This is a genomic window from Amycolatopsis sp. NBC_01480, from assembly GCF_036227205.1.
Lineage (GTDB): Bacteria > Actinomycetota > Actinomycetes > Mycobacteriales > Pseudonocardiaceae > Amycolatopsis.
The window spans coordinates 1,572,419-1,593,824 of sequence record NZ_CP109442.1 but is presented as its reverse complement, the minus strand read 5'-3'; the positions used below and the strand labels follow the sequence as shown (position 1 = coordinate 1,593,824).

General features: G+C 70.4%; 14 protein-coding genes. 7 read left to right on the top strand and 7 right to left on the bottom strand.

What is annotated here, in order from left to right; translation table 11 throughout:
* Window positions 1-59: 59 nt before the first annotated feature.
* Window positions 60-896, top strand: a complete 837-nt coding sequence (locus OG371_RS07415) for a helix-turn-helix transcriptional regulator (protein WP_329066896.1) — start codon at window positions 60-62, stop codon at window positions 894-896.
* Here OG371_RS07415 and OG371_RS07410 read toward each other — a convergent pair.
* Window positions 871-2,079: a low temperature requirement protein A gene (locus OG371_RS07410; protein WP_329066894.1), complete on the bottom strand. Its 1,209-nt coding sequence runs from the start codon at window positions 2,077-2,079 to the stop codon at window positions 871-873. The two genes, OG371_RS07415 and OG371_RS07410, sit on opposite strands and share 26 nt — an antisense overlap.
* Before the next feature lie 46 nt (window positions 2,080-2,125).
* Window positions 2,126-3,307 (bottom strand): TetR/AcrR family transcriptional regulator, encoded by a 1,182-nt coding sequence (locus OG371_RS07405; protein WP_329066891.1) that lies wholly within the window; start codon window positions 3,305-3,307, stop codon window positions 2,126-2,128.
* Window positions 3,308-3,480: 173 nt separating this feature from the next.
* On the opposite strand from OG371_RS07405, the gene OG371_RS07400 reads away from it, so the two are divergent.
* The 4 genes from OG371_RS07400 to OG371_RS07385 all read left to right on the top strand — a co-directional run bounded on the left by OG371_RS07400 (window position 3,481) and on the right by OG371_RS07385 (window position 12,246).
* Complete coding sequence (locus OG371_RS07400) at window positions 3,481-4,692, top strand: acetyl-CoA C-acetyltransferase (protein WP_329066889.1); 1,212 nt, start codon at window positions 3,481-3,483, stop codon at window positions 4,690-4,692.
* 8 nt (window positions 4,693-4,700) lie between these two features.
* Complete coding sequence (locus OG371_RS07395) at window positions 4,701-6,872, top strand: 3-hydroxyacyl-CoA dehydrogenase NAD-binding domain-containing protein (protein WP_329066887.1); 2,172 nt, start codon at window positions 4,701-4,703, stop codon at window positions 6,870-6,872.
* Between the two features lie 142 nt (window positions 6,873-7,014).
* On the top strand, window positions 7,015-9,840 hold the full coding sequence (locus tag OG371_RS07390; protein ID WP_329066885.1) for a hypothetical protein: 2,826 nt from the start codon (window positions 7,015-7,017) through the stop codon (window positions 9,838-9,840).
* A gap of 72 nt (window positions 9,841-9,912) precedes the next feature.
* A complete protein-coding gene (locus OG371_RS07385; protein ID WP_329066882.1) occupies window positions 9,913-12,246 on the top strand; it encodes a GH92 family glycosyl hydrolase in 2,334 nt (777 codons plus the stop codon).
* A gap of 136 nt (window positions 12,247-12,382) precedes the next feature.
* Here the strand turns inward: OG371_RS07385 and OG371_RS07380 are convergent, their stop codons facing one another.
* The gene (locus OG371_RS07380; protein ID WP_329066880.1) at window positions 12,383-13,489 is read right to left on the bottom strand and encodes an FAD-dependent oxidoreductase; all 1,107 of its coding nucleotides are present in this window, start codon (window positions 13,487-13,489) and stop codon (window positions 12,383-12,385) included.
* A gap of 169 nt (window positions 13,490-13,658) precedes the next feature.
* Between OG371_RS07380 and OG371_RS07375 the strand changes: the two genes are divergently transcribed.
* Window positions 13,659-14,108 carry a DUF3761 domain-containing protein gene (locus OG371_RS07375; protein ID WP_329066878.1) on the top strand — a complete coding sequence of 150 codons (450 nt, stop codon included), beginning with the start codon at window positions 13,659-13,661 and terminating at the stop codon, window positions 14,106-14,108.
* A 160-nt stretch (window positions 14,109-14,268) separates the two neighbouring features.
* Window positions 14,269-15,687, top strand: a complete 1,419-nt coding sequence (locus OG371_RS07370; protein ID WP_329066876.1) for an MFS transporter — start codon at window positions 14,269-14,271, stop codon at window positions 15,685-15,687.
* Window positions 15,688-15,738: 51 nt separating this feature from the next.
* Here OG371_RS07370 and OG371_RS07365 read toward each other — a convergent pair whose 3' ends face one another.
* The 4 genes from OG371_RS07365 to OG371_RS07350 all read right to left on the bottom strand — a co-directional run bounded on the left by OG371_RS07365 (window position 15,739) and on the right by OG371_RS07350 (window position 21,327).
* Complete coding sequence (locus OG371_RS07365; protein WP_329072930.1) at window positions 15,739-17,292, bottom strand: acetolactate synthase large subunit; 1,554 nt, start codon at window positions 17,290-17,292, stop codon at window positions 15,739-15,741.
* Between the two features lie 31 nt (window positions 17,293-17,323).
* Window positions 17,324-18,697 carry an FAD-binding oxidoreductase gene (locus OG371_RS07360; protein ID WP_329066874.1) on the bottom strand — a complete coding sequence of 458 codons (1,374 nt, stop codon included), beginning with the start codon at window positions 18,695-18,697 and terminating at the stop codon, window positions 17,324-17,326.
* Between the two features lie 869 nt (window positions 18,698-19,566).
* A complete protein-coding gene (locus OG371_RS07355; protein WP_329066873.1) occupies window positions 19,567-20,067 on the bottom strand; it encodes a DUF3830 family protein in 501 nt (166 codons plus the stop codon).
* A gap of 3 nt (window positions 20,068-20,070) precedes the next feature.
* On the bottom strand, window positions 20,071-21,327 hold the full coding sequence (locus OG371_RS07350; protein WP_329066871.1) for an aspartate aminotransferase family protein: 1,257 nt from the start codon (window positions 21,325-21,327) through the stop codon (window positions 20,071-20,073).
* Window positions 21,328-21,406 lie beyond the last annotated feature (79 nt).

The following is a 21,406-nucleotide window of genomic DNA, read 5'->3' as shown; positions in this document are numbered from 1 at the left end:
GGCGAGCCAGGGATCGGCGATCCCTGGCTCGCCGCGGGCGGGCGCCGATAATGGACGGTATGGACCGTCCCGGAATGGCCGACTTCCTGCGCCGGCGCCGCGAGGCGCTGCAGCCCGCCGACGTCGGCCTGCCCAAGGGGCCGCGCCGGCGCACCAGCGGCCTGCGCCGCGAGGAGATCGCGACGCTGTCCGGCATGTCGACCGACTACTACACCCGCCTCGAGCAGCGGCGCGGGCCGCAGCCGTCGGAGCAGATGCTGGCCGCGATCGCGCGCGGGCTGCGGCTTTCGGCCGACGAGCGCGACCACCTGTTCCGCCTGGCCGGCCACGGCACGCCGACCCGGATGGCGCGGATGGACCACGTGAGCCCGGCGCTGCTGCGGGTGCTCGACCGGCTCGAGGACACCCCCGCGATGGTGCTGTCCGACCTCGGCGAAACGCTTGCGCAGAACCGGCTCGCGGCCGCGCTGCTCGGCGACCACAGCGGGTACACCGGCCCGGCCCGCAGCGCGGTCTACCGCTGGTTCACCGATCCCGCCGAGCGCGCGATCTATCCGGACAGCTACCACGAGAAGTTCGCTCGTGAACTCGTCTCGGGCCTGCGCGCGACGTCGTCCCGGCTTGGTCGCGACACCCGCGTCGCCGAGCTGGTACGGCGGCTTTCGGAGCAGAGCGCCGAGTTCGCCGAGCTGTGGGAACGGCACGAGGTGGGCCTGAAACCCGCGCGGCGCAAGGTGGTCGTCCACCCGGAGCTGGGCGGCATCGAGCTGGACTGCCAGTTCCTCTACACCGACGACCTCGCGCAGTCGCTGCTCGTCTTCACGGCCACGCCCGGCTCCGAGGACTACGAAAAGCTGGCGTTGCTCGGGGTCATCGGCCAACTCGCGGGACGCTGACCGGACGACGCGCCCACGGCGTGCGTTCGAACGCGATCAGCGCGAGCACGGTGGCGGCCACGATCAGCACCAGCACGGCCGCGGGCACGTGTTCCAGCAGCGGTGTCAGCGCGAGCAGCACCACGGCCAGCACCAGCCGCTGACGGTTCCAGCTCCCGAGATTGCGGCGGCGCAATGAGCTGACCGCCACGAGGTAGAGCGCGAGGCCGCCGGTGAGCGACCAGAGCGGCACGCCGTGCAGCGCCACCGAAGGTCCATAGTGGACGGTGTCGGCCAGGTACAGGAACGACTTCTTCAGCCCCAGCGCCACGAGCACCACGCCGGCGATCAGCGGCAGGTGCAGGAAGGTGTACGAGTCGGTGGCGATCTTCGTGCGCTCCAGCCCGGTCGCGCGCGTGAGCCGGTGCTCCGCGGCATGGGCGACGACGTCGAAGTACGTCCACCACATCCCGGCCGCCAGCGCGATCCCGCAGATCGCCGACCCGGCGACGAGCCAGGTCATCGGCAGCTCGCCGATGCCGATCCCGATCGCCACGATCGACTCGCCCAGCGCGATGATCACGATCAGCCCGAACCGCTCGGAGAAGTGGGCCGGCGAGTTCAGCCGCCAGCCGGCCGGGCCGGACAGGTAGACGTTGAGGTAGTCGACGAACAGCGCCACCGCCCACACCACGAGCTGCCACGGCCCGTGCAGGAACGTCGCCACGACCAGCAGCGCGATGCTCGGCACCAGGCCGCGCAGCATCCGCAGCAGCACCCGGCGCAGCTCCGGGTCGTGCCGCGCCGCGCCGAGGTACGCGACTTCGTGCAGCAGCCGCACCACCGCGTAACACCCGACGAACAGCAGCGGCGCGTCCAGGCCGCCCGGCGGGTCGGTGAACGCCTCGGGCACGGTGAGGGACACCAGGAACATCACGGCCATCGCGCCGAACATCGCCAGCCGCGCGATCCCCTGGTCCACGTGGATCGTCGTGCCGAGCCACGCGTAGCTGCACCAGCACCACCACAGCACCGCCAGCACCATCAGCCCCTGCGCGACGCCGAGCAGGCTCAGGTGGTCGGCCATCAGCTGGGTCGTCTGCGTGATGGCGTAGACGAAAACGAGGTCGAAGAACAGCTCGAGCGTCGAGACGCGGTGGTCCTCGTCCTCGCCGACCAGGTGGAGTCGCTGTCGTGGGGGCACGCGGCATCGTTGCACGGCAAAGCCTTGATCGGGAGCGGTTTCGCGGTCAGCCGAGCCCGAGGACGGCGTGCAGCAGCGCGGTCAGCTCGGCCTGCAGGTGCGGCCGCCCGGAGACGCGGCGGGTGCGGCTCAGGTCGTTGGCCACGGTGAGCGCCGCGTGGACGCGGACCTTCGCCTCGCGTGCCGGCAGTCCCGGGTGGACGGCGGTGAGCAGGCTGAGCCATTGGCCCACGTAGTCGCGCTGGACCCGCAGCAGGTCGGCCTTGTCGCGCTCGGGCATGGTGACGCGGTCGGCGGTGAAGGAGACCAGCAGTTCCGGCGTGTGCAGCAGCGTGTGGACGTACGACGCGGCGAGGCGGCGCAGGCCGGTCGCCTCGTCCGGCGCCTGGAGGGCCTGCTCGGCGGCCAGCGCGAGGCGGTCGGCGGCGCGGTGGCCGATGGCGACCATCAGCGCGGCCTTGCTCGGGAAGTGGCGGTAGACGCTCGGGCCGGCGATGCCCGCCGCCGCGCCGATGTCCTCCATGCTGACCGCGTGGAAACCGCGTTCGGCGAACAGTGCCGTCGCGGCCGCCAGCACCTGCTCACGGCGTGACGGTGTGCCGAGGCCCGCGACCGGCGCGGGCGGCGGCGTCGTGGCCGACGGCAGTGTGGTTTCCACCACAGCCGTCGCCAGTTCCACGAGCAGCGCGATGAACCGTTTCCGGGCCACGGTGGTGTGGTGCACGGACACGCTGCCGAACACCGACAGCGCGGCCCAGCACAGCAGCTCGGCCTCTTCGGCGGGCAGTTCTGGCCGGGTCGTGAGCACCAATTTGGTCCACGCGTCGAGCACCGCGCCGGAGCGGCGGCGGATCTCCCGGCGCTCCTCGCGCGCCAGGTGCGGGCCCTCCCAGCGCCACAGCGCGGCGATCTCCCGGCGTTCCACGGCCTGCGCCGCCAAGCCGGTGAGCAGGGTCTGGAGCTGCTCGGACGCCGGCACGGAGTCCGTCAGCGCGTCCGCCGTGACCGCCTCCATGTCGTCGATCCCGCTGAGCACGACGTACGCCAGGATCGCCTGCTTGTCGGTGAAGTGCCGGTACAGCGCGGGCCCGGTGACGCCCGCCGCGGCGGCGATGTCGTTGATCCCCACCCCGTGGAAGCCGCGGGCGCGGAACAGCCCGGCGGCGACCGCGGCGAGCTGGGCCTTGCGGTCGCGGGGCCGCGGCGCGCGGGCGGGATCGGTACTCATGGTGAACCGACCATAGCCTTAATCGGAACAGTGGCAACCCATTGACACCATCGGGTTCCGAGGGCATATGTTAATCGGCATTAGCACTACTGACGGGTATGCTGGCAGTGCCGGTGCACGTCGACTGATCCAACGAAGTGTCCATCCAGACGCCCTGTGCGGAGGAGTGTTCAGTGAGTAGCGAGGCCTACATCTACGAGGCGATTCGCACGCCTCGGGGCAAGAACAAGGGCGGTGCGCTGCACGGCACCAAGCCGGTCGACCTGGTGGCCGGCCTGATCGAAGAGCTCAAGGTCCGCCACCCGAACCTCGACCCCGCCGCGATCGACGACATCGTGCTCGGCGTCGTCTCCCCGGTGGGCGAGCAGGGCGCCGACATCGCGCGCACGGCGGCGCTGGTCTCCGGCCTGCCGGAGACGGTCGCGGGCGTCCAGCTCAATCGGTTCTGCGCGTCCGGCCTGGAGGCCACCAACACCGCGGCGCAGAAGGTGCGCTCGGGCTGGGACAACCTGGTCATCGCCGGCGGCGTCGAGTCGATGTCGCGCGTGCCGATGGGCTCCGACGGCGGCGCGCTGTTCATGGACCCGGCCACCGCGTACGACCAGTACATCGTCCCGCAGGGCATCGGCGCCGACCTGATCGCGACCATGGAGGGCTTCTCCCGCGAGGACGTCGACCGGTTCGCCGTGCGCTCGCAGGAGAAGGCCGAGGCGGCCTGGTCCGGCGGCTACTTCGCGAAGTCCGTGGTGCCGGTCAAGGACATCAACGGCGTCACGATCCTCGACCACGACGAGCACCGCCGCCCGGGCAGCACCGTCGAGGGCCTCGGCAAGCTCAAGCCCGCGTTCACCGCGATCGGCGAGATGGGCGGCTTCGACGCCGTCGCGCTGCAGAAGTACCACCAGGTCGAGCGGATCGACCACGTCCACACGGGCGGCAACTCCTCCGGCATCGTCGACGGCGCCGCGCTGGTGCTCGTCGGCAGCGAGGCCGTCGGCAAGACCTTCGGGCTCACCCCGCGGGCGCGCATCGTGGCCACCGCGTCGATCGGCTCCGAGCCGACCATCATGCTCACCGGCCCGACGCCGGCCACCGAGAAGGTGCTCAAGACCGCGGGCCTGACCCCGGACGACATCGACCTGTGGGAGCTGAACGAGGCGTTCGCGTCCGTCGTGCTCAAGTGGCAGAAGGACCTGCACCTGCCGGACGAGAAGGTGAACGTCAACGGCGGCGCGATCGCCATGGGCCACCCGCTCGGCGCCACCGGCGCGATGCTGGTCGGCACCGTGGTCGACGAGCTGGAACGGCGCCAGGCGCGGCGCGCGCTGGTGACCCTGTGCATCGGCGGCGGCATGGGCGTCGCGACCATCATCGAGCGGGTGTGAGGACTCAAATGGCTGAGAGCAAGACCATCCGCTGGGAGCAGGATGCCGACGGCATCGTCACGCTGACCCTCGACGACCCGAACCAGTCGGCGAACACGATGAACGCCGCGTTCCGCGAGTCGCTCGGCGTGATCGTCGACCGGCTGGAGGCGGAGAAGGACGACATCACCGGCGTGGTCGTCACTTCGGCGAAGAAGACCTTCTTCGCCGGCGGCGACCTGAACGACCTGATCCAGGCGAAGCCGGAGCACGCGGCCGAGTTCACCGCGTCGAGCACGGCGATGAAGAGCCAGATGCGGCGCATCGAGCAGCTGGGCAAGCCGGTGGTCGCGGCCATCAACGGCGCCGCGCTCGGCGGCGGCCTGGAGATCGCGCTCGCCACGCACCACCGCATCGCGGCCGACGCCAAGGGCAGCCAGATCGGCCTGCCCGAGGTCACCCTGGGCCTGCTGCCCGGCGGTGGCGGCGTGGTCCGGACCGTGCGGCTGCTGGGCATCCAGAGCGCGCTGCTGAACGTGCTGTTGCAGGGACAGCGCCACCGTCCGCGCAAGGCGCTGGAGCTGGGCCTGGTGCACGAGGTCGTGGACACCGTCGAGGAGCTGGTGCCCGCCGCCAAGGCGTGGATCAAGGCGAACCCCGAGGGCGGCGTGCAGCCGTGGGACGTCAAGGGTTACAAGATCCCGGGCGGCACCCCGTCGAACCCGAGCTTCGCGGCGAACCTGCCCGCGTTCCCGGCGAACCTGCGCAAGCAGCTCAAGGGCGCGCCGATGCCGGCCCCGCGGGCGATCCTGGCCACGGCCATCGAGGGCGCGCAGGTCGACTTCGACACCGCGATCACGGTGGAGTCGCGCTACTTCGTGCACCTGGCCACCGGGCAGGTCTCGAAGAACATGACCAAGGCGTTTTTCTTCGACCTGCAGACGATCAACTCGGGCGGCTCGCGTCCGGACGGCTTCGAGAAGTACACCGCCCGCAAGGTCGGCGTGCTCGGCGCGGGCATGATGGGCGCCGCGATCGCTTACGTGTCAGCGAAAGCCGGGATCGACGTCGTGCTCAAGGACGTCAGCCAGGAAGCCGCCGAGCGAGGCAAGGGCTACGCCGCCAAGATCGAGGAGAAGGCCCTCTCGCGTGGCAAGACCACGCAGGAGAAGTCCGACGCGCTGCTGGCCAAGATCAAGCCGACAGCCGACGCGGCCGACTTCGCCGGCGTCGACTTCGTGATCGAGGCCGTGTTCGAGAGCGTCGAGCTCAAGCACAAGGTGTTCGGCGAGATCGAGGGCATCGTGAACGCCGACGCGGTGCTGGGCTCCAACACCTCCACCCTGCCGATCACCACGCTCGCCGAGGGCGTGCAGCGGCAGGAGGACTTCATCGGGATCCACTTCTTCTCGCCGGTGGACAAGATGCCGCTGGTCGAGATCATCTGCGGGGAGAAGACCTCGCCGGCCACGCTGGCCAAGGTCTTCGACTACACCCTGCAGATCAAGAAGACCCCGATCGTCGTCAACGACAGCCGCGGCTTCTTCACCTCGCGCGTGATCGGCACGTTCATCAACGAGGCCGTGGCCGCGCTGGGCGAGGGCGTGGAGCCGGCGTCGATCGAGCAGGCGGGCTCGCAGGCCGGCTACCCGGCGCCGCCGCTCCAGCTGATGGACGAGCTGACCCTGACGCTGCCGCGCAAGATCCGCAAGGAGACGCGTGCCGCGATCGAGGCCGCGGGCGGCAAGTGGGAGGCGCACGCCTCCGAGGCCGTCATCGACACCATGCTGGACGAGTACGACCGCAAGGGCCGCTCCACCGGCGCGGGCTTCTACGAGTACGACGAGAACGGCAAGCGCACCGGCCTCTGGCCCGGCCTGCGCGACGCGTTCAAGTCCGGCACCGGCGACGTCCCGTTCGAGGACCTCAAGGAGCGCATGCTCTTCGCCGAAGCCCTCGAAACGGTGAAGTGCTTCGACGAGGGCGTGCTGACGTCCGTCGCCGACGCCAACATCGGCTCGATCTTCGGCATCGGGTTCCCGGCCTGGACCGGCGGGGTCATCCAGTACATCAACCAGTACGACGGCGGCCTGCAGGGCTTCGTCGACCGGTCCCGTGAGCTGGCCGCCCGGTACGGCGACCACTTCACGCCGCCGGAGTCCCTGGTGGCCAAGGCGGCCAAGGGCGAGATCTACGAATAACCGCTGACGTCGAGGGGCCCTTTCCCGGATTCGGGAGAGGGCCCCTTTTCGTCGTGCGGATTCCACGGCAGGGGGCCGCGATCTCTTGGCGGGACGGCAAAATTGCGGGACCCCGCCCCGTCCCGGTATGTGAAACTGGTTCATGGACCAGACCACCGCCACCCAGGAGCACCGGCACGACCCGCTCGCCTTCCGTGGCGGCGAGAAGCTGGTGAAGCTCATCGGCGCGCTCTACCAGCGGCCGCGGATGGGGGACCTGCCCCGGTCGCTGCACCAGGCGAACGTCGAGTGGGAGCCCGGGTACCAGCAGGAACGCGCGGGACGGCGCGGGCTGCCGATGTTCTGCCTGGTCCGGTCGGACTCCTGTGAGGGCGTGCTGGAGGAGTTCAGCTCACGGCTGCGCAGCGCCCGGCCCAGCGGCAGCGTCCGGTATGCCTACCTGCCGCTCGACCAGCGCAAAGCGACCGACACCGAGGGCGTCGCGACCGCCGCCAGCGTCGAGGCGGTTCGGGACATCCTGTGGGACGCGCGCAACGAACTGCTCCGCAGCCCGCGTTCGCGCGGCACGGGGCTGCGCTTCGGGCTGTTCACGCTCGTCGTCCAGCTGATGGGGGAGAAGCTGGCCGGGCACGATCCCGAGCCGGAGCGGACGCTGTTGCGGCGGCTGCAGGAGAACGGCCTGATGGTGCGGTTCCGCTCGGCCATCGAGAACGTCGGGCAGGAGCTGGTGCCGCAGAACGACGCGTGGCGGATTCCGTTGCTGCTGCTGCGTTTGCTGACCATGGCGACGTTCCGGCTCGCCGTCACCGGGCGGGTGCCGGGGCTGTCCGGCCGGTACCGCTGGTTCCTCCGCCAGCCGCACCTGGCGCCGGAGATGTCGGGCAGCTTCGTGCGGTTCGCGCTGCGGCTGACCGACGGCGAGTGGCAGCGCGAGTCACCCGAGTTCGTCGGGCGGCTGCTGGTGAACGCGTTCCTGGAAGACCTCCGCCGCGGGTACCGGCTGCGGCCGTCGGGGTTCTGGCGCCGCCGCCGGATGACCTACCCGGTGCTGCTGCTCGACCACGTGAGCACCGTGAACGGCGGCTACCGGCTGCTGAAGCTGATCAACGACGTGCGCAACCAGACCGGCCTGTTCGACCCGCTGCTCGTGGTCTCCACGAGCCACGCGCCGCCGCCGGACGCGGCGCCGAGCGAGCTGCGGCCCAAGCGCCGCGCGTCCGACGCGGGCGGGGCGTACCGGGCCTGGCAGCACGAACTGCTCAAGGACCGCCGCGCCCGCGACGCCGCCGCCTGGTACCTGCCGATCGGCCTCGACCACGCCGGCTCGCCCGAGCAGCAACTCGAGGCGCGCAAGGAACTGCAATCGCTCGGGGACACGTATGTGCTGCGCCGCCGCGAATCCCGCCCGCCGTGGTGGGCGACGCGGTGGATGCGGATCGGCGTGCCGCTGATGGTGCTCGTCCTCGCCGCCGGGCTGGTGGCCGCGCGGTACGAGGACTTCCGCGCGAGCCACTGCGGCACCTCCAGCGAGTGGCTCACCTGGACCGGCAGCGAGTGCGTCGGCATCTCCGACGGCACGTTCACCCTGTTCGACCCGGCCGACGACACCGTCCGCCAGGTCGGGCAGGTGATCACCGACCAGAACCGGCAGGCCGAGCAGCTGCACCAGGAACACCCGGAACGGCCGTACATCACGCTGGTCGACTTCGAGGCGCTGACCTCTTCCAACGGCACCGCCGAAGGCCTGACCGCCGAGCGCGAGTCGCTGGAAGGCTTCGCCGTCGCCCAGCTGCGGCAGCTCAACGCGACGGCGACGTCCGAGCCGATCTTGCGGATGCTGATCGCGAACGGCGGCCGCGGGATGCGTGAGGGCGTGCGCGTCGCCGGGCAGCTGAAGCAGATGGCGGAGCAGGACAAGAGCCTGGTCGGCGTGGTCGGGCTGGACATGAGCAGCGAGCCGACGCAGGCGACCATCCGCGCGCTGGGCAACGCCGGACTCCCGGTGGTCGCCTCCACCCTCAGCGCCGACGGCCTGGCCGACCAGAACCCCATCTACTTCCAGGTGGCGCCCCAGAACCGGCGCGAGGCGGCCGTCGCCGCGGCGTTCGCGACCCAGCGTCCGGGGCCGCGCTCGCTGCGCGTATATTACTCCGACGACGATTCCGACAGCTACAGCACCAACCTGCGCGACGACGTGGTGAAGTCGTTCCAGGGCAAGGGTTTCGCCGTCGAGGCGCGGGCGTTCGCGCCGGACGGCGGACAGCTCGCACCGCCGTCGCACCAGCGCTACGGCGACCGGCTGGTGGGCAACGCCGCCTCGGCCGGACGTGACACCTGCTCGTACGACGGCCTGGTCTTCTTCGCCGGCCGCGGCGTGCCGGACTTCGGCGACTTCGCCGGCGGCGCCGCGCAATGCGGCAGCACCGCGACGATCATCGGCGACGACGACGTCAGCCGGTACGTCGCCGACCAGGTCGCGCGCGAGCAGAACCGGGCGCTGCCGTACTACTACCTCTCGTTCGCGACCGAGCCGGCGACCGATCCGCAAGGACTGGCGCGGGACTTCTATACAACACTGAACACCACGCTGTTCCCCTTCGAGCAGACCGAGCGCGGCCGTTCGTACGACGGCCACGCCGGGCTGTCCTACGACGCCGCGCTGGTGATGATCACGGCCACGGCGTACCTGCGCGAGACGTCGTCGAACATCCCGGTCACGCCCGGCGCGGTCTGGCGCGAGATCACCGCCATCCACACCTCGCGCGAGAACCCGCAGCAGACCAACAAGTACATCGAGGGCGTCACCGGGACCATCGACTACGGCGGCGACATCAGCCGGAACGTGCCGGAGAACAAGCCCGTCGCGGTCCTGCGCGTCGAGGGCGGCGAGGTGGTCCGGACCTTGCAGGGCTTCTGCGGGCTGGCCGTCGGGCGCAGCTCGGACCCGTGGTGCCCGACGGACGGTTGAGGCGGGTTTCTGTCCGTGATTTCGTCCGGCGGAGTTCGCCGGGAAGTCACCGGACGCGGTTAGGGTCCGCCCATGCGCCGTCGTCTCACGGTGGTCCTCGCCGCCGTCCTGCTGACCTCCGCCGTGGCACCGGCCGAGGCCGCGCCCGCTGATCTCGCCGCCTCCGTCGACCCGCTGATCGGCTCGGCGGGCGACGGCAACACGTACCCGGGGGCGACGGCGCCGTTCGGCATGCTGGCCTGGAGCCCGACCAGCACGCGCGGCGACCAGACCAGCACCGGCGCGGCCAACGGCTACCAGTACGACACGACCCGGCTGCGTGGTTTCAGCCTCACGCACGTGAACGGCGCGGGCTGCAACCCGGGAGCGGCGGGCGACGTGCCGATCCTGCCGTTCACCGGCGACGTCACCTCTTCGCCGAGCGCAGACACCACCGACGCCGTGTTCGCGAGCGACTTCGCGCACGCCGACGAATCCGCGACGCCCGGGCGTTACCGGCTGGGCCTGGCGAACGGCGTCACCACGGACTTCGCCGCGACCGATCGCACGACCGTCGGCACGCTGTCCTTTCCCGCGGGCAAGCCCGCGAACCTGCTGTTCCGCACGTCGAACTCGCTCAACGGCAGCGAAGACGCGGAAACCCGCCTTGACCCGGCGCATCGGAAGGTCACCGGATCCGTGCTGACCGGCGCGTTCTGCGGCCGCCGCGCGAACGGCGGCGTCAACAACCGCAAGAGCTACTACCGGCTGTACTTCACCGCGCAGTTCGACCAGCCGTTCACCGGCACCGGCACGTGGAAGGACGCGACGCTGCAGCCGGGCGGGCTGGCGCAGACCGGCGGCGAGGGGTACGCGACGGGCAAGGACCGGGCCGGCCGCGGCTCGGGCGGTTACGTCGGCTTCGCGCCCGGCAGCCAGGTCACCATGCGGCTCGCGATCTCGTACGTCTCGCTCGAAGGCGCGGAGCGGAACCTGCGGGCCGAGCAGTCCCCGACGTCCACTGTGGACAGCGTGGCGGCCGCGACCCGGCGCGCGTGGAACGACGAGCTGGGCCGCGTGGCCATCGGCGGCGGCACACCGGACCAGCGGAAGGTCTTCTACACCGCGCTGTACCACGGGTTGCAGCAGCCGAACCTGGTCAACGACGTCGACGGCCAGTACCTCGGCATGGACCAGGTGCCGCATCGGCTCGCGCCGGGGCAGCGCGCGCAGTACGGCAATTTCTCCGGCTGGGACCAGTACCGCGCGCAGGTGCAGCTGCTCGCGCTGCTGGAGCCACGCGTCGCCGGGGACTTCGCGCAGTCGTTGTTCAACTACGCCAAGCAGAACAACGGCGTCTGGGACCGCTGGGTGCACGTGAACGGCGCCACGCACGTGATGACCGGGGATCCGTCGGCGGCCACGCTCGCCACGTTCTACGCGATGGGCGTGCGGAACTTCGACTACCGCGGCGCTTTCGACTCGTTGTACCGGCAGGCGACCGTGCCGCGCCCGGAAGGGCTGCAGGACGGCGGCTGTCCCGGCCAGTGCGTCGGGCAGCGGCCGAATCTGGCCCAGTACCTGAGTTCCCACTACGCCGCGAACGACGTCTGCCACTGCTGGGGCGGCGCGGCGGAGACCCTCGAGGACTCGGTCGCGGACTACTCGCTCGGCCAGTGGGCGAAGGCGCTGGGCCGCACCAAGGAGGCCGCGGAGCTGGGCGCGCGCGGCGAGTACTGGCGCAACGTCTTCAACCCGGCCACCGGTTACACGCAGGCGCGCAACCTCGACGGCAGCTGGGTCACGCCGTTCGACCCGGCGAGCGACCGCGGCTTCGCGCAGGGCAGCGCGGCGGCGTACACCTGGATGGTGCCGCAGGACGTCTCCGGCCTCGCCACCGCGATGGGCGGCAAGGCGACGGCCGTCACCCGCCTCGACGGCTTTTTCCACGACGCCAACGGAAACTGGCAACTGGAAGGCGGCGGCCCGCTCAAGTACGACCCGACGAACGAGCCCGACATCCACGCGCCCTGGCTGTACAACGAGCTGGGACAGCCGTGGAAGACGCAGGAGACGGTGCGGCAGCTGGCCGAAACCGTGTACACCACCGGCCCGTCCGGCCTGCCCGGCAACGACGACCTCGGCACGATGTCCGCCTGGTACGTCTTCGCGGCCCTCGGCGTCTACCCGCGTACGCCGGGCTCGGGTGAGTTGCTGTTGTCGAGCCCGTTGTTTCCGAAGGCGGTGGTGCGTTCCGGCGGTGGTGCGGTGTTGACGATCACCGCGTCCGGCGACGGTAAGTACATCCAGGACGTCCGGCGTGGTGGGCATCCGCAGCGGGATTGGAAACTTGATCCGTCGTTCGTCCGTTTCGGTGGCACGCTCGACTTCCGCCTGTCACCGACGCCGACGGGCTGGGGCGTCTAGTGCCGCGTGATTCCGCTTTCTTTACCTGCTGTGTGCTCCGCCTCTGGCTTGGCCCGGAGCGCCCCAATGTGGCGTTGGTTGCGTTGAGCGCACCGAACGCCACATTGGGGCGTAAACCCGCCAGAGCCACACGACACTAGCCGAGCATCCACCGGATGAAGCCGAAGAACTCCTTCGCGAACTCGCGCGGCTCCACCGACGCCTCGGCGACCTCGTCTACCCGGCGGTAGGCCTCGGCGTAGCGCGGGAGCCGGTCGGCTTCGTACGCCTTGAGCGCGGCAGGCACGTCGCCGGACCGTCCTAAGTGGTCGGCCAGCACGGCGGCGTCCTCGATGCCCAGCGAGGCGCCGGAGGTGATGTGCGGTGAGAGCGCGTGTGCCGCGTCGCCGGCCAGGGCCACGTGGCCGTCGACCCAGCGGGTTTGCAGCGGCACGGCCATCACGCGGTTGCGGACCACCTTGTCTTCCGGCGTCGCCTCGATCGCTTCGCGCAGCGGGAACGTCCAGTCGCCCTCGTGCAGATACGGCACCAGTGCAAGGGCTTCCTGCTTCCCGGACGCGGCCGAGGACTGCGCACCCAGCTGCGCGAGCACCCAGAACGCCAGCCCGCCGCCGCTGCGCACCACCCCGCCGCGGGTGCGCTCGCGCCCGACCACGAACCGTTCGCTGGTGATCTCGGGGATCGCGCTCTCCGGCACGATTCCGCGCCACGCCAGGTGTCCCGGGTATTCCTGCGCGGCGGAACCCGGGGAAAGCTGCTCGCGCACCTTCGAGTAGACGCCGTCGGCGCCGATGAGCAGGTCGGCTTCCGTGGTGCTGCCGTCCTCGAACCGCACGGTGACGGCGCTTGCCCGGTCCTCGTAGCCGACCACGCGGGCGCTGGTGCGCAGGTGGTCCGGACCAACGGCCTCGGCGAGCAATTCGTTGAGCCGCTGTCGGGTGACCATCAGGTAGTTGACGCCGGCGAGATCGGCGTAGTACTCGTCCAGCACTTGCCCGGTCGGGTCCTGGTAGCGGATCGCGCTCGGGTGGCCGGCCGCGCGGATCGCGGCGCCGACGCCGAGCCGGTCGAAGACCTCCAGCGCGTTCGCCCACAGCCCGAGCGCGGCGCCGATGCCGCGCACCTCGGGCTCCTGCTCGCACACCAGTACGTCGAATCCGGCCTGGCGCAGGGCGAACCCCGTGGTGAGACCCACGACCCCGCCGCCCGCGACCACTGCTCGTCGCTCAGAACTGTTCGGCACCGCGGTGATGCTGCTCCGATCGGACGAACCCCGCACGGCCCGGCGGCTTTTGTTGCCGAATCGTTTCCCAGTGACCTGTTGCGCCATTAGCTGGCTCTTAACCGGCGTAACACTTTTCGGGACCTTCCCGACTATGCGGAACGAAGTTATTCCGGAACGGGAGGCCGCGATGCTGAGGAAGCTGGGAATGGTGCTGGCGGCGGGTGCGCTCGTCGCCGGGTGCGGCGTGGGTACGTTGCCCGTCAAGGACTCCGGTGTCGTCACGCCCGATACCACCACTTCGTCGTTGCCGGCTTATTCCCCGCCGGAGGCCACCTCGGACGCGGCTATTCCGACGACGTCGGACTCGCCCGTCGCGGTCGCTCCGGTCGCGCAGCCGCCCGCGGTGACGAAGAAGGCCGTTCCGAAAATCCCGGCGACCAAAAAGGCCGCGGCCCAGCCGACGACACCCGCCGCGTGCGGCAGTGACTACTACCGCAACTCGAGCGGCGCCTGCGTGCACCGCCCGTCGTCGAACCCGTCCGGCGCGACGGCGCAGTGCAAGGACGGCAGCTACAGCTACAGCCAGCATCGGTCCGGCACCTGCTCCGGCCACGGTGGCGTCAAACAGTGGCTCTAGTGCCGCCGCGCCACGCAACGTCGGCAAGGAGAAGCTCGTGAGTGGCTATGACGGTTAGAACCGTCATAGCCACTCACGAGCGGCTAAGTCGGATCGGTCACGAAGCACCGAGATTGTCGGTCCTGCCCGGTACCGTGCGTTTTGGTATCGCGTACGGGCTTTGGGGGTCGAGGTGGCGCAGGGCAGCGGTCGGGCGATCGTCGTGGTGCTGGCTTCGTGCGGCCTGGTCGCGTCGTTCATGCAAACGCTGGTGGTGCCGCTCATCCCGGCGTTTCCCCAGCTGCTCAACGCTTCGACGGCGGACGCGTCGTGGGTAGTCACCGTCACGCTGCTCGCGGCGGCCGTGATCACGCCGGTGAGCGGACGGCTCGGCGACCTCTACGGCAAGCGGCGGGTGCTGCTGGCGAGCCTCGCCGTGCTGGTGGCGGGCTCGGTGCTCTCGGCGCTGACCAGCTCGCTCGCGCTGATGGTGGCCGGGCGCGGGCTCCAGGGCTGCGCGATGGGCGTGATCCCGTTGGGCATCAGCATCATGCGGGACGAGCTGCCGGCCGAACGCGTCAGCGGTGCGATCTCCCTGATGAGCGCGACGCTCGGGGTCGGCGGCGCGATCGGCCTGCCGCTGGCGGCGGTGGTCGCGCAGAACACCGACTGGCACGTGCTGTTCTGGGGCTCGGCCGCGCTCGGGCTGGCGTGCGCGCTGCTGATCCTGCGGTACGTGCCGGAGTCGCCGCTGCGCACGCCCGCGCCGTTCGACTACCTGGGCGCGCTCGGCCTCGTGGCCGGGCTGACCTGCCTGCTGCTCCCGATCGTCAAGGGCGCCACCTGGGGCTGGGGCAGCCCGCGCACGCTCGGGTTCGCCGCCGCGGCCGTCGCCGTGCTGCTCGGCTGGGGCTGGTACCAGCTGCGCCGCCGAGACCCGCTGGTCGACCTGCGCGTGTCCGCGCGGCGGCCGGTGCTGTTCACCAACCTGGCGTCGATCATGGTCGGTTTTGCCATGTACGCCATGGCTTTGTCGTTCCCGCAGCTGCTGCAGGCGCCCTCGTCCACGGGGTACGGCCTCGGCCGCACGATGGTCGAGGCCGGTCTGTGCCTGGCGCCGAACGGGCTGGTGATGATGCTGCTGTCGCCGGTCTCGGCGCGGCTGACCAACCGTTACGGCGCGCGAACCACGCTGATGACCGGCGCCGTGGTGATCGCGCTGGGCTACGTCTTCGCCATCCTGCTGATGGACAACGCGCTGGAGATCATCGCCGCGTCGGTGATCATCGGCGCGGGCGTCGGCATCGCGTACGCGGCCATGCCCGCGCTGATCATGGGCTCGGTGCCGGTCACCGAAACGGCGTCGGCCAACGGCCTGAACTCGCTGATGCGCTCGGTCGGCACGTCCACCTCCAGCGCGGTGATGGCCACCATGCTCGCCTCACTGACCATCACCGCAGGCGGCCTGACTTGGCCGTCCCTTCCGGGTTTCCGGGCGACGTTCGCGGTCGCCGGGCTGGCCGCGGTGGTGGGGCTGGGCTTCACCGCCCTCGTCCCACGCGCTCGCGCCGCCGCCGCTCGTGAACCCGTGGCGGCTTGAGGACTTGTGAGTGTTCATGACGGTGAGAACCGTCATGAACACTCACAAGGCTCAGATCAGCGAAGGCACCGCCGCGTCGATCAGGTGCGGCCCAGGCTCCGCCACCGCGCGGGCGAACTGCTCGGCCAGCTCCTCCGCCGTGGTCGCCCGGGTGGCCGGGATGCCCAGGCCCTCCGCGATCTTCGCGAAGTCCATGTCCGGGCGGCTCAGGTCGAGCAGGTCGTTGGCCTTCGGGCCGTCCGGCGCGGCGCCGACGCGCTGCAGCTCGATCCGCAGGATCGCGTACGCGTGGTTGTTGAGGATCACCGTGGTGACGTTCAGGTTCTCCCGCGCCTGCGTCCACAGCGCCGAAATCGTGTACAGCGCACTGCCGTCGGACTGGAGGTTCACCACCGGGCGGTCCGGGGCGGCGACCGCGGCGCCCGTCGCCACCGGGATGCCGTAGCCGATCGCGCCGCCGGTCAGGGTGAGCACGTCGTGGCGCGGGGCGCCCGCAGTCGCGGCCGGGATCAGCAGGCCGGACGTGTTGGCCTCGTCCGCGATGATCGCTTGCTCGGGCAGCAGCGCGCCGATTACGTCGGCCCAGTTCTGCGCCGTCAGCGGGCCGGTCGGCAACGCCGGGCGCGAGGCTTCTTGCAGCACCGGCGCGGTGTCCGGGGCGACGAGGGCGGCGACGTCGTTCAGCGCGCCCGTCGCGTCCTGGCCCACCTCGGCGAGCACGTGCACCTGCGCGCCTTCCGGCACCAGGTCGCTCGGCTTGCCGGGGTAGGCGAAAAACGACACCGGCGCCTTGGTGCCGGCGACGATCAGGTGCTTGACGCCGTCGAGCTGGTAGGCCACCTGCTCGGCCAGGTAACCGAGCCGTTCGATCGAGGGCAGCCCGGCGCCGCGCTCCAGCCGCGCGGGGAACGTCTCGGCGAACGCCTTCACGCCCGTCGCCGCCGCGATCCGGCTGGTGGCAAGCAATCCCGGCTCACGGCAGGCGGCGCCGCCGATGAGCAGCGCGACGGATTCGCCGCTGCGCAAGACTTCGGCGATCTTCTTGACCGTCGTCGCATCGACGGACTGCGGTGCGCGCGGAGGAATCGGCGCGCACGTCTCGCCGCCTTCGCCCCATGAAGCGTCGGCGGGCAAGATCAGCGTCGCGATCCGGCCGGGCGCGTCCTGCGCCGCCGCGACCGCCGCCGCCGCGTCCGCGCCGACGTCCTTGGTGTGCTCGGACCGGCGGACCCAGCCCTCCAGCGAGCTGGCGATCGCGTCGATGTCCGACTCCAGCGGCGCGTCGTACTTCTTGTGGTACGTCGCGTGGTCGCCGACGATGTTGACGATCGGCGTGTGCGCGCGCCGCGCGTTGTGCAGGTTCGCCAGCCCGTTGCCCAGGCCCGGCCCGAGGTGCAGCAGCGTCGCGGCCGGCTTGCCCGCCATCCGCGCGTAGCCGTCCGCCGCGCCGGTCACGGCTCCTTCGAACAACCCGAGCACACCGCGCATCTCCGGCACCGAGTCGAGCGCCGCGACGAAGTGCATCTCCGACGTGCCGGGGTTCGAGAAACACACCTCCACCCCGGCGTCGACAAGCGTGCGGATCAAGGACTGGGCGCCGTTCATGGTGCTCGCTTTCTGGTCGGAGGCCGGGTGCTCAGCCGAAGAGGACACCGGGGTTGAGGATGCCGGCGGGGTCGAAGCCCGACTTGACGCGGCGCAGCAGCTCGATCTTCGCCGGGTCTTCGAGCTTCAGGTAGTACTTGGCCTTGGTCCGGCCGAGGCCGTGCTCGCCGGAGATGGCGCCGCCCAGCTCCATGGCCTTGGCGAAGATGCCGGTCAGCAGTTCCGACCGGGTTTCCGGGTCCTTGCAGAAGACCGCGAGGTGCACGTTGCCGTCGCCGGCGTGCCCGCAGCCGATCACCCCGCCGCCGGCCGCGAGCGCGAGTTCCCGGGCCGTGGCCAGGAAAACCGGCATCGCCGAGCGCGGCACCACCACGTCGACCACGTCGTCGGCGCCCGCGGACTTGGCCGACCAGAACGCCTTCTCCCGCGCCTCGACCAGCTTGCGCGCCGAGCCGCCTTCGAGGACGTAGACGTCGAGCGCGCCCAGCTCGTCCAGCAGCCCGCCGAGCGTCTCGACGTCTTCGCCCAGCCGTCCGGTGTCGCTGTTTTCCAGCGCCACCAACAGATACGCCTGAGAACGCTCGCGGATCGCGTCCGGCACACCCAGCTCGAGCTTCTCGTTGTAGACCATCGCGGCCATCGTCATGTTGTCGATGTACTCGAGGATGTGCGGCGCGAGCCCGCTCGCCAGGATCTTCGGCACCACGGCCATCACCTGGTCGAGGTCGTCGAACGGGGCGAGCACCGTGGCGCCGTGCGGCAGCCGCGGGTGCAGCTTCACGATCACCTCGGTGGCCAGCGCCAGCGTGCCCTCGGAGCCGATGATCAGCTGCGTGAGGTCGTACCCCGTGGACACCTTCGACGTGCGCCCGCCGGTGCGGATGATCTCGCCCGTCGGCAGCACGGCCTGCAAGCCGAGGACGTTGTTGCGCGTGACGCCGTACTTCACCGCGCGCATGCCGCCCGCGTTGGTGCCGACGGTGCCGCCGATGGTCGCGCTCAGCTCACCCGGGTAAACGGGATAAGTGAGGCCCGCGGCGGCGGCCCGTTCGTCCAGCTCCGCCAGCGTGACGCCGGGCTGGACGACCGCGAGGTGGTTCTCGACGTCGATCTCCAGCACCGCGTTCATCCGTTCGAACGAGATGACCAGACCGTCGGCCAACGGGCGCGCGGCGGCCGAAAGACCGCTGCCGGACCCGCGCGCGGTGACGGGCACGCTCGCCGTCGAAGCGGCCTTCAGCAGCTCCGCGACTTCTTCGGCGGAAGCGGGCTTCGCGACGTACGCGGGCTTCTGCGGCGGGGAGCTGAGCGCCTCGTCGTGCGCGTAGTCGTCGGAGATGGCCTCGCCCGTGAGCAGGTTCGCCTCCCCGACGATAGCGGCCAGCTGTGCCGTCACGTCGCCCATCGGCAGCCTCTTCCTCACGCGCCTTCGCCTGTGCCCGAAGCGTAGTACGTCGTGTGGTGAGCTGGCCATGAAACCTGTTCACGTTTGCCCGGGGTGACCGCCGGTGAGCGTCACGGCGGCGCGGGGAAACGTGGCGGAAACAATTCCCGGAAATGCGCAAAGGCCACCCGGCTGATCGGGTGGCCCGCAGTTTAGGAATGGGGGCCGAGAGGCCGGCCCGCGCCAACAGGCCGGCCCCTCGGTAATCCTGCTCAGGAGGTCAGACAAGCCAGCCGAGCACGTGCGCCAGGTGCGCCAGCACACCCGTGATCAGGTCGTGGCAGTGGTGCGCGTGCTGGGTGAAAAGCTGCATTGAGGGGCTCCTTGTTCGGATTTTCGTGTTCAGTTGTGCCCTCGCGAGGAACGATTGAAGATTTTCACCAGGCTGGCGCGTTGTCAAAAAGCCGGTGCCCGTACCGGTGGGTGCCGCGAATCTTCCCACCATAAACGCGTAAGGCTTTCGTGTTCTCCGGCGGGGGTGACTTGACACGTCCGTGGCCACGGTGTGTAGCGAAACGCCCGATGATCACTCTGAGTAGCAGAAGTCGGCTAGGGCAAGTGGGCGGGGCGCTGACACGAACCGGTGAGCGGCCTGCCACGAATGGTGAGTCCGCCAGGTTCACACGGCCGGGTGATCAGCGGGTCGGGCCAGGGCGATTTTCCCGTGCTGCCACCGGTTTCCCGGCCCCACCGCGTGATCACCGACGGTCAACCGGCCTTCACTGAACAGTGTGGACAGACCCACCCTCGACGGGGTGCCGGCCCGAACGAGTGGAAGGACTCCTCACCCGCGTCCGACGCGGGCAAGGAGTCCTTCAAGGCAAGGCGGGTCAGTCGACGCGGGCGAACGAGAGCGTCTCGCCCTCGACGCCGCGCAGCCACAGGTCCTGCGCGGCCTCCGCCATCTCGGCCAGGCCCTCTTCGATGGTGGCGAACACGTTGCCGGGCACCCAGCCCGCGTCGCCGTTGATCAAGAGGTTGTTGCGGCCGTAGAAGATCGCGAGGTCGGTCGCGCCCTGATCGCTGTGGGCCTCGCTGCCGTCGTCGTAGCCGTACGCGGGATTGCCGATCTCCCACGCCTCGAATCCGAAGTAGACGACGTCGCCGGGGATCGGCGTGATCGTCGGGTTTTCGCGGCCCGGCTTGGGCTCCGCGAAGGGCGGCACGAGGGTGTAGACCTCGTTGCGCGCGTACTTCGCGTGGTAGGCCGAGCCGCTCTGCGGCAGCGCGTCCCACACGGCCTTGCAGGTCCGCGGCGCCTCGGCGTCGAGCAGCCGCGCGCGGCAGGTGACGCCGCGCTTGTCCAGCGTGATGGTGATGTACCGGGCCATGGCTCAGCTCCCCGTGACCGAGGCGACCACTTCGCCCCAGATGCGCAGGGCGTCGTCGACCTGCTCGGCGGTGACGACCAGCGGCGGCACCATGCGGACCACGTTCGAGTAGGCGCCGCAGGTCAGCAGCAGCAGACCGCTCTTCGCCGCGGCCTGCTGGGCGGCGGCCGCCGTGGCCGGGTCCGGCTCGCCGTCGGCGGTGGTGAACTCGGTGCCGACCAGCAGGCCGAGCCCGCGCACGTCGCCGATCGCCGGCGTCTTGTCCGCGACCAGCCGCGCGCCCTCCAGCAGCTGGCGGCCGCGCTCGGCGGCGTTCTCGACCAGGCCCTCGTCCTGGATCACGGCCAGCGTCGCGATGGCGGCGGCGCACGAGACCGCGTTGCCGCCGTAGGTGCCGCCCTGCGAGCCGGGCAGTGCCTTCTCCATCAGCTCCTGAGAGGCCGCGATGCCGGACAGCGGGAAGCCGCTGGCCAGGCCCTTCGCGATGAGCACCACGTCGGGGGAGACGTCGAAGTGGTCGTGGCCCCAGAACTTGCCGGTGCGGCCGAAGCCGGTCTGCACCTCGTCCATCACCAGCAGGATCCCGTGGCGGTCGGCGCGCTCGCGCAGACCGGCGAAGAATTCGGTGTTGCCGGGCACGTAACCGCCCTCGCCGAGCACCGGCTCGATGAAGAACGCGGCCGTCTCGTTCGGCGCGGAGACCGTCTGGAACAGGTAGTCCAGCTCGCGCAACGCGAACTTCGTCGCGGTGTCCTGGTCCCAGCCGTAGTGGTAGGCGTACGGGAACGGGGCGACGTGCACCCCGGCCATCAGCGGCGAGATGCCGGCGCTGAACCGGGTGCCGGAGGTGGTCATCGACGCGGCGGCCACGGTGCGGCCGTGGAAGCCGCCCTGGAACACGATCACGTTGGGCCGCTTGGTGGCCTGACGGGCCAGGCGCAGCGCGGCCTCCACGGCCTCGCTGCCGGAGTTGGCGAAGAACAGCGAGTCCAGGCCGGCCGGCAGCACGTCGCCGAGCCGCTTGGTGAGTTCGAGCAGCGGCTTGTGCATCACGGTTGTGTACTGGCCGTGCACGAGCTTGCCGATCTGCTCCCGGGCCGCCTCGACGACCCGCGGGTGGCAGTGACCGGTACTGGTCACGCCGATCCCCGCGGTGAAGTCGAGGTGACGTTTCCCGTCGACGTCGTAGAGGTACACCCCTTCGCCGTGGTCGACCACGACGGGCGTTGCCTGCTTGAGCAGCGGGGAAAGCTGGGCCATGCGGCGGCGCTCCTAAGCTGGGTTCGAACGGTTGTCGATTGTTGACAATATCCATAGCATGGCTTCGGGACAACCACGA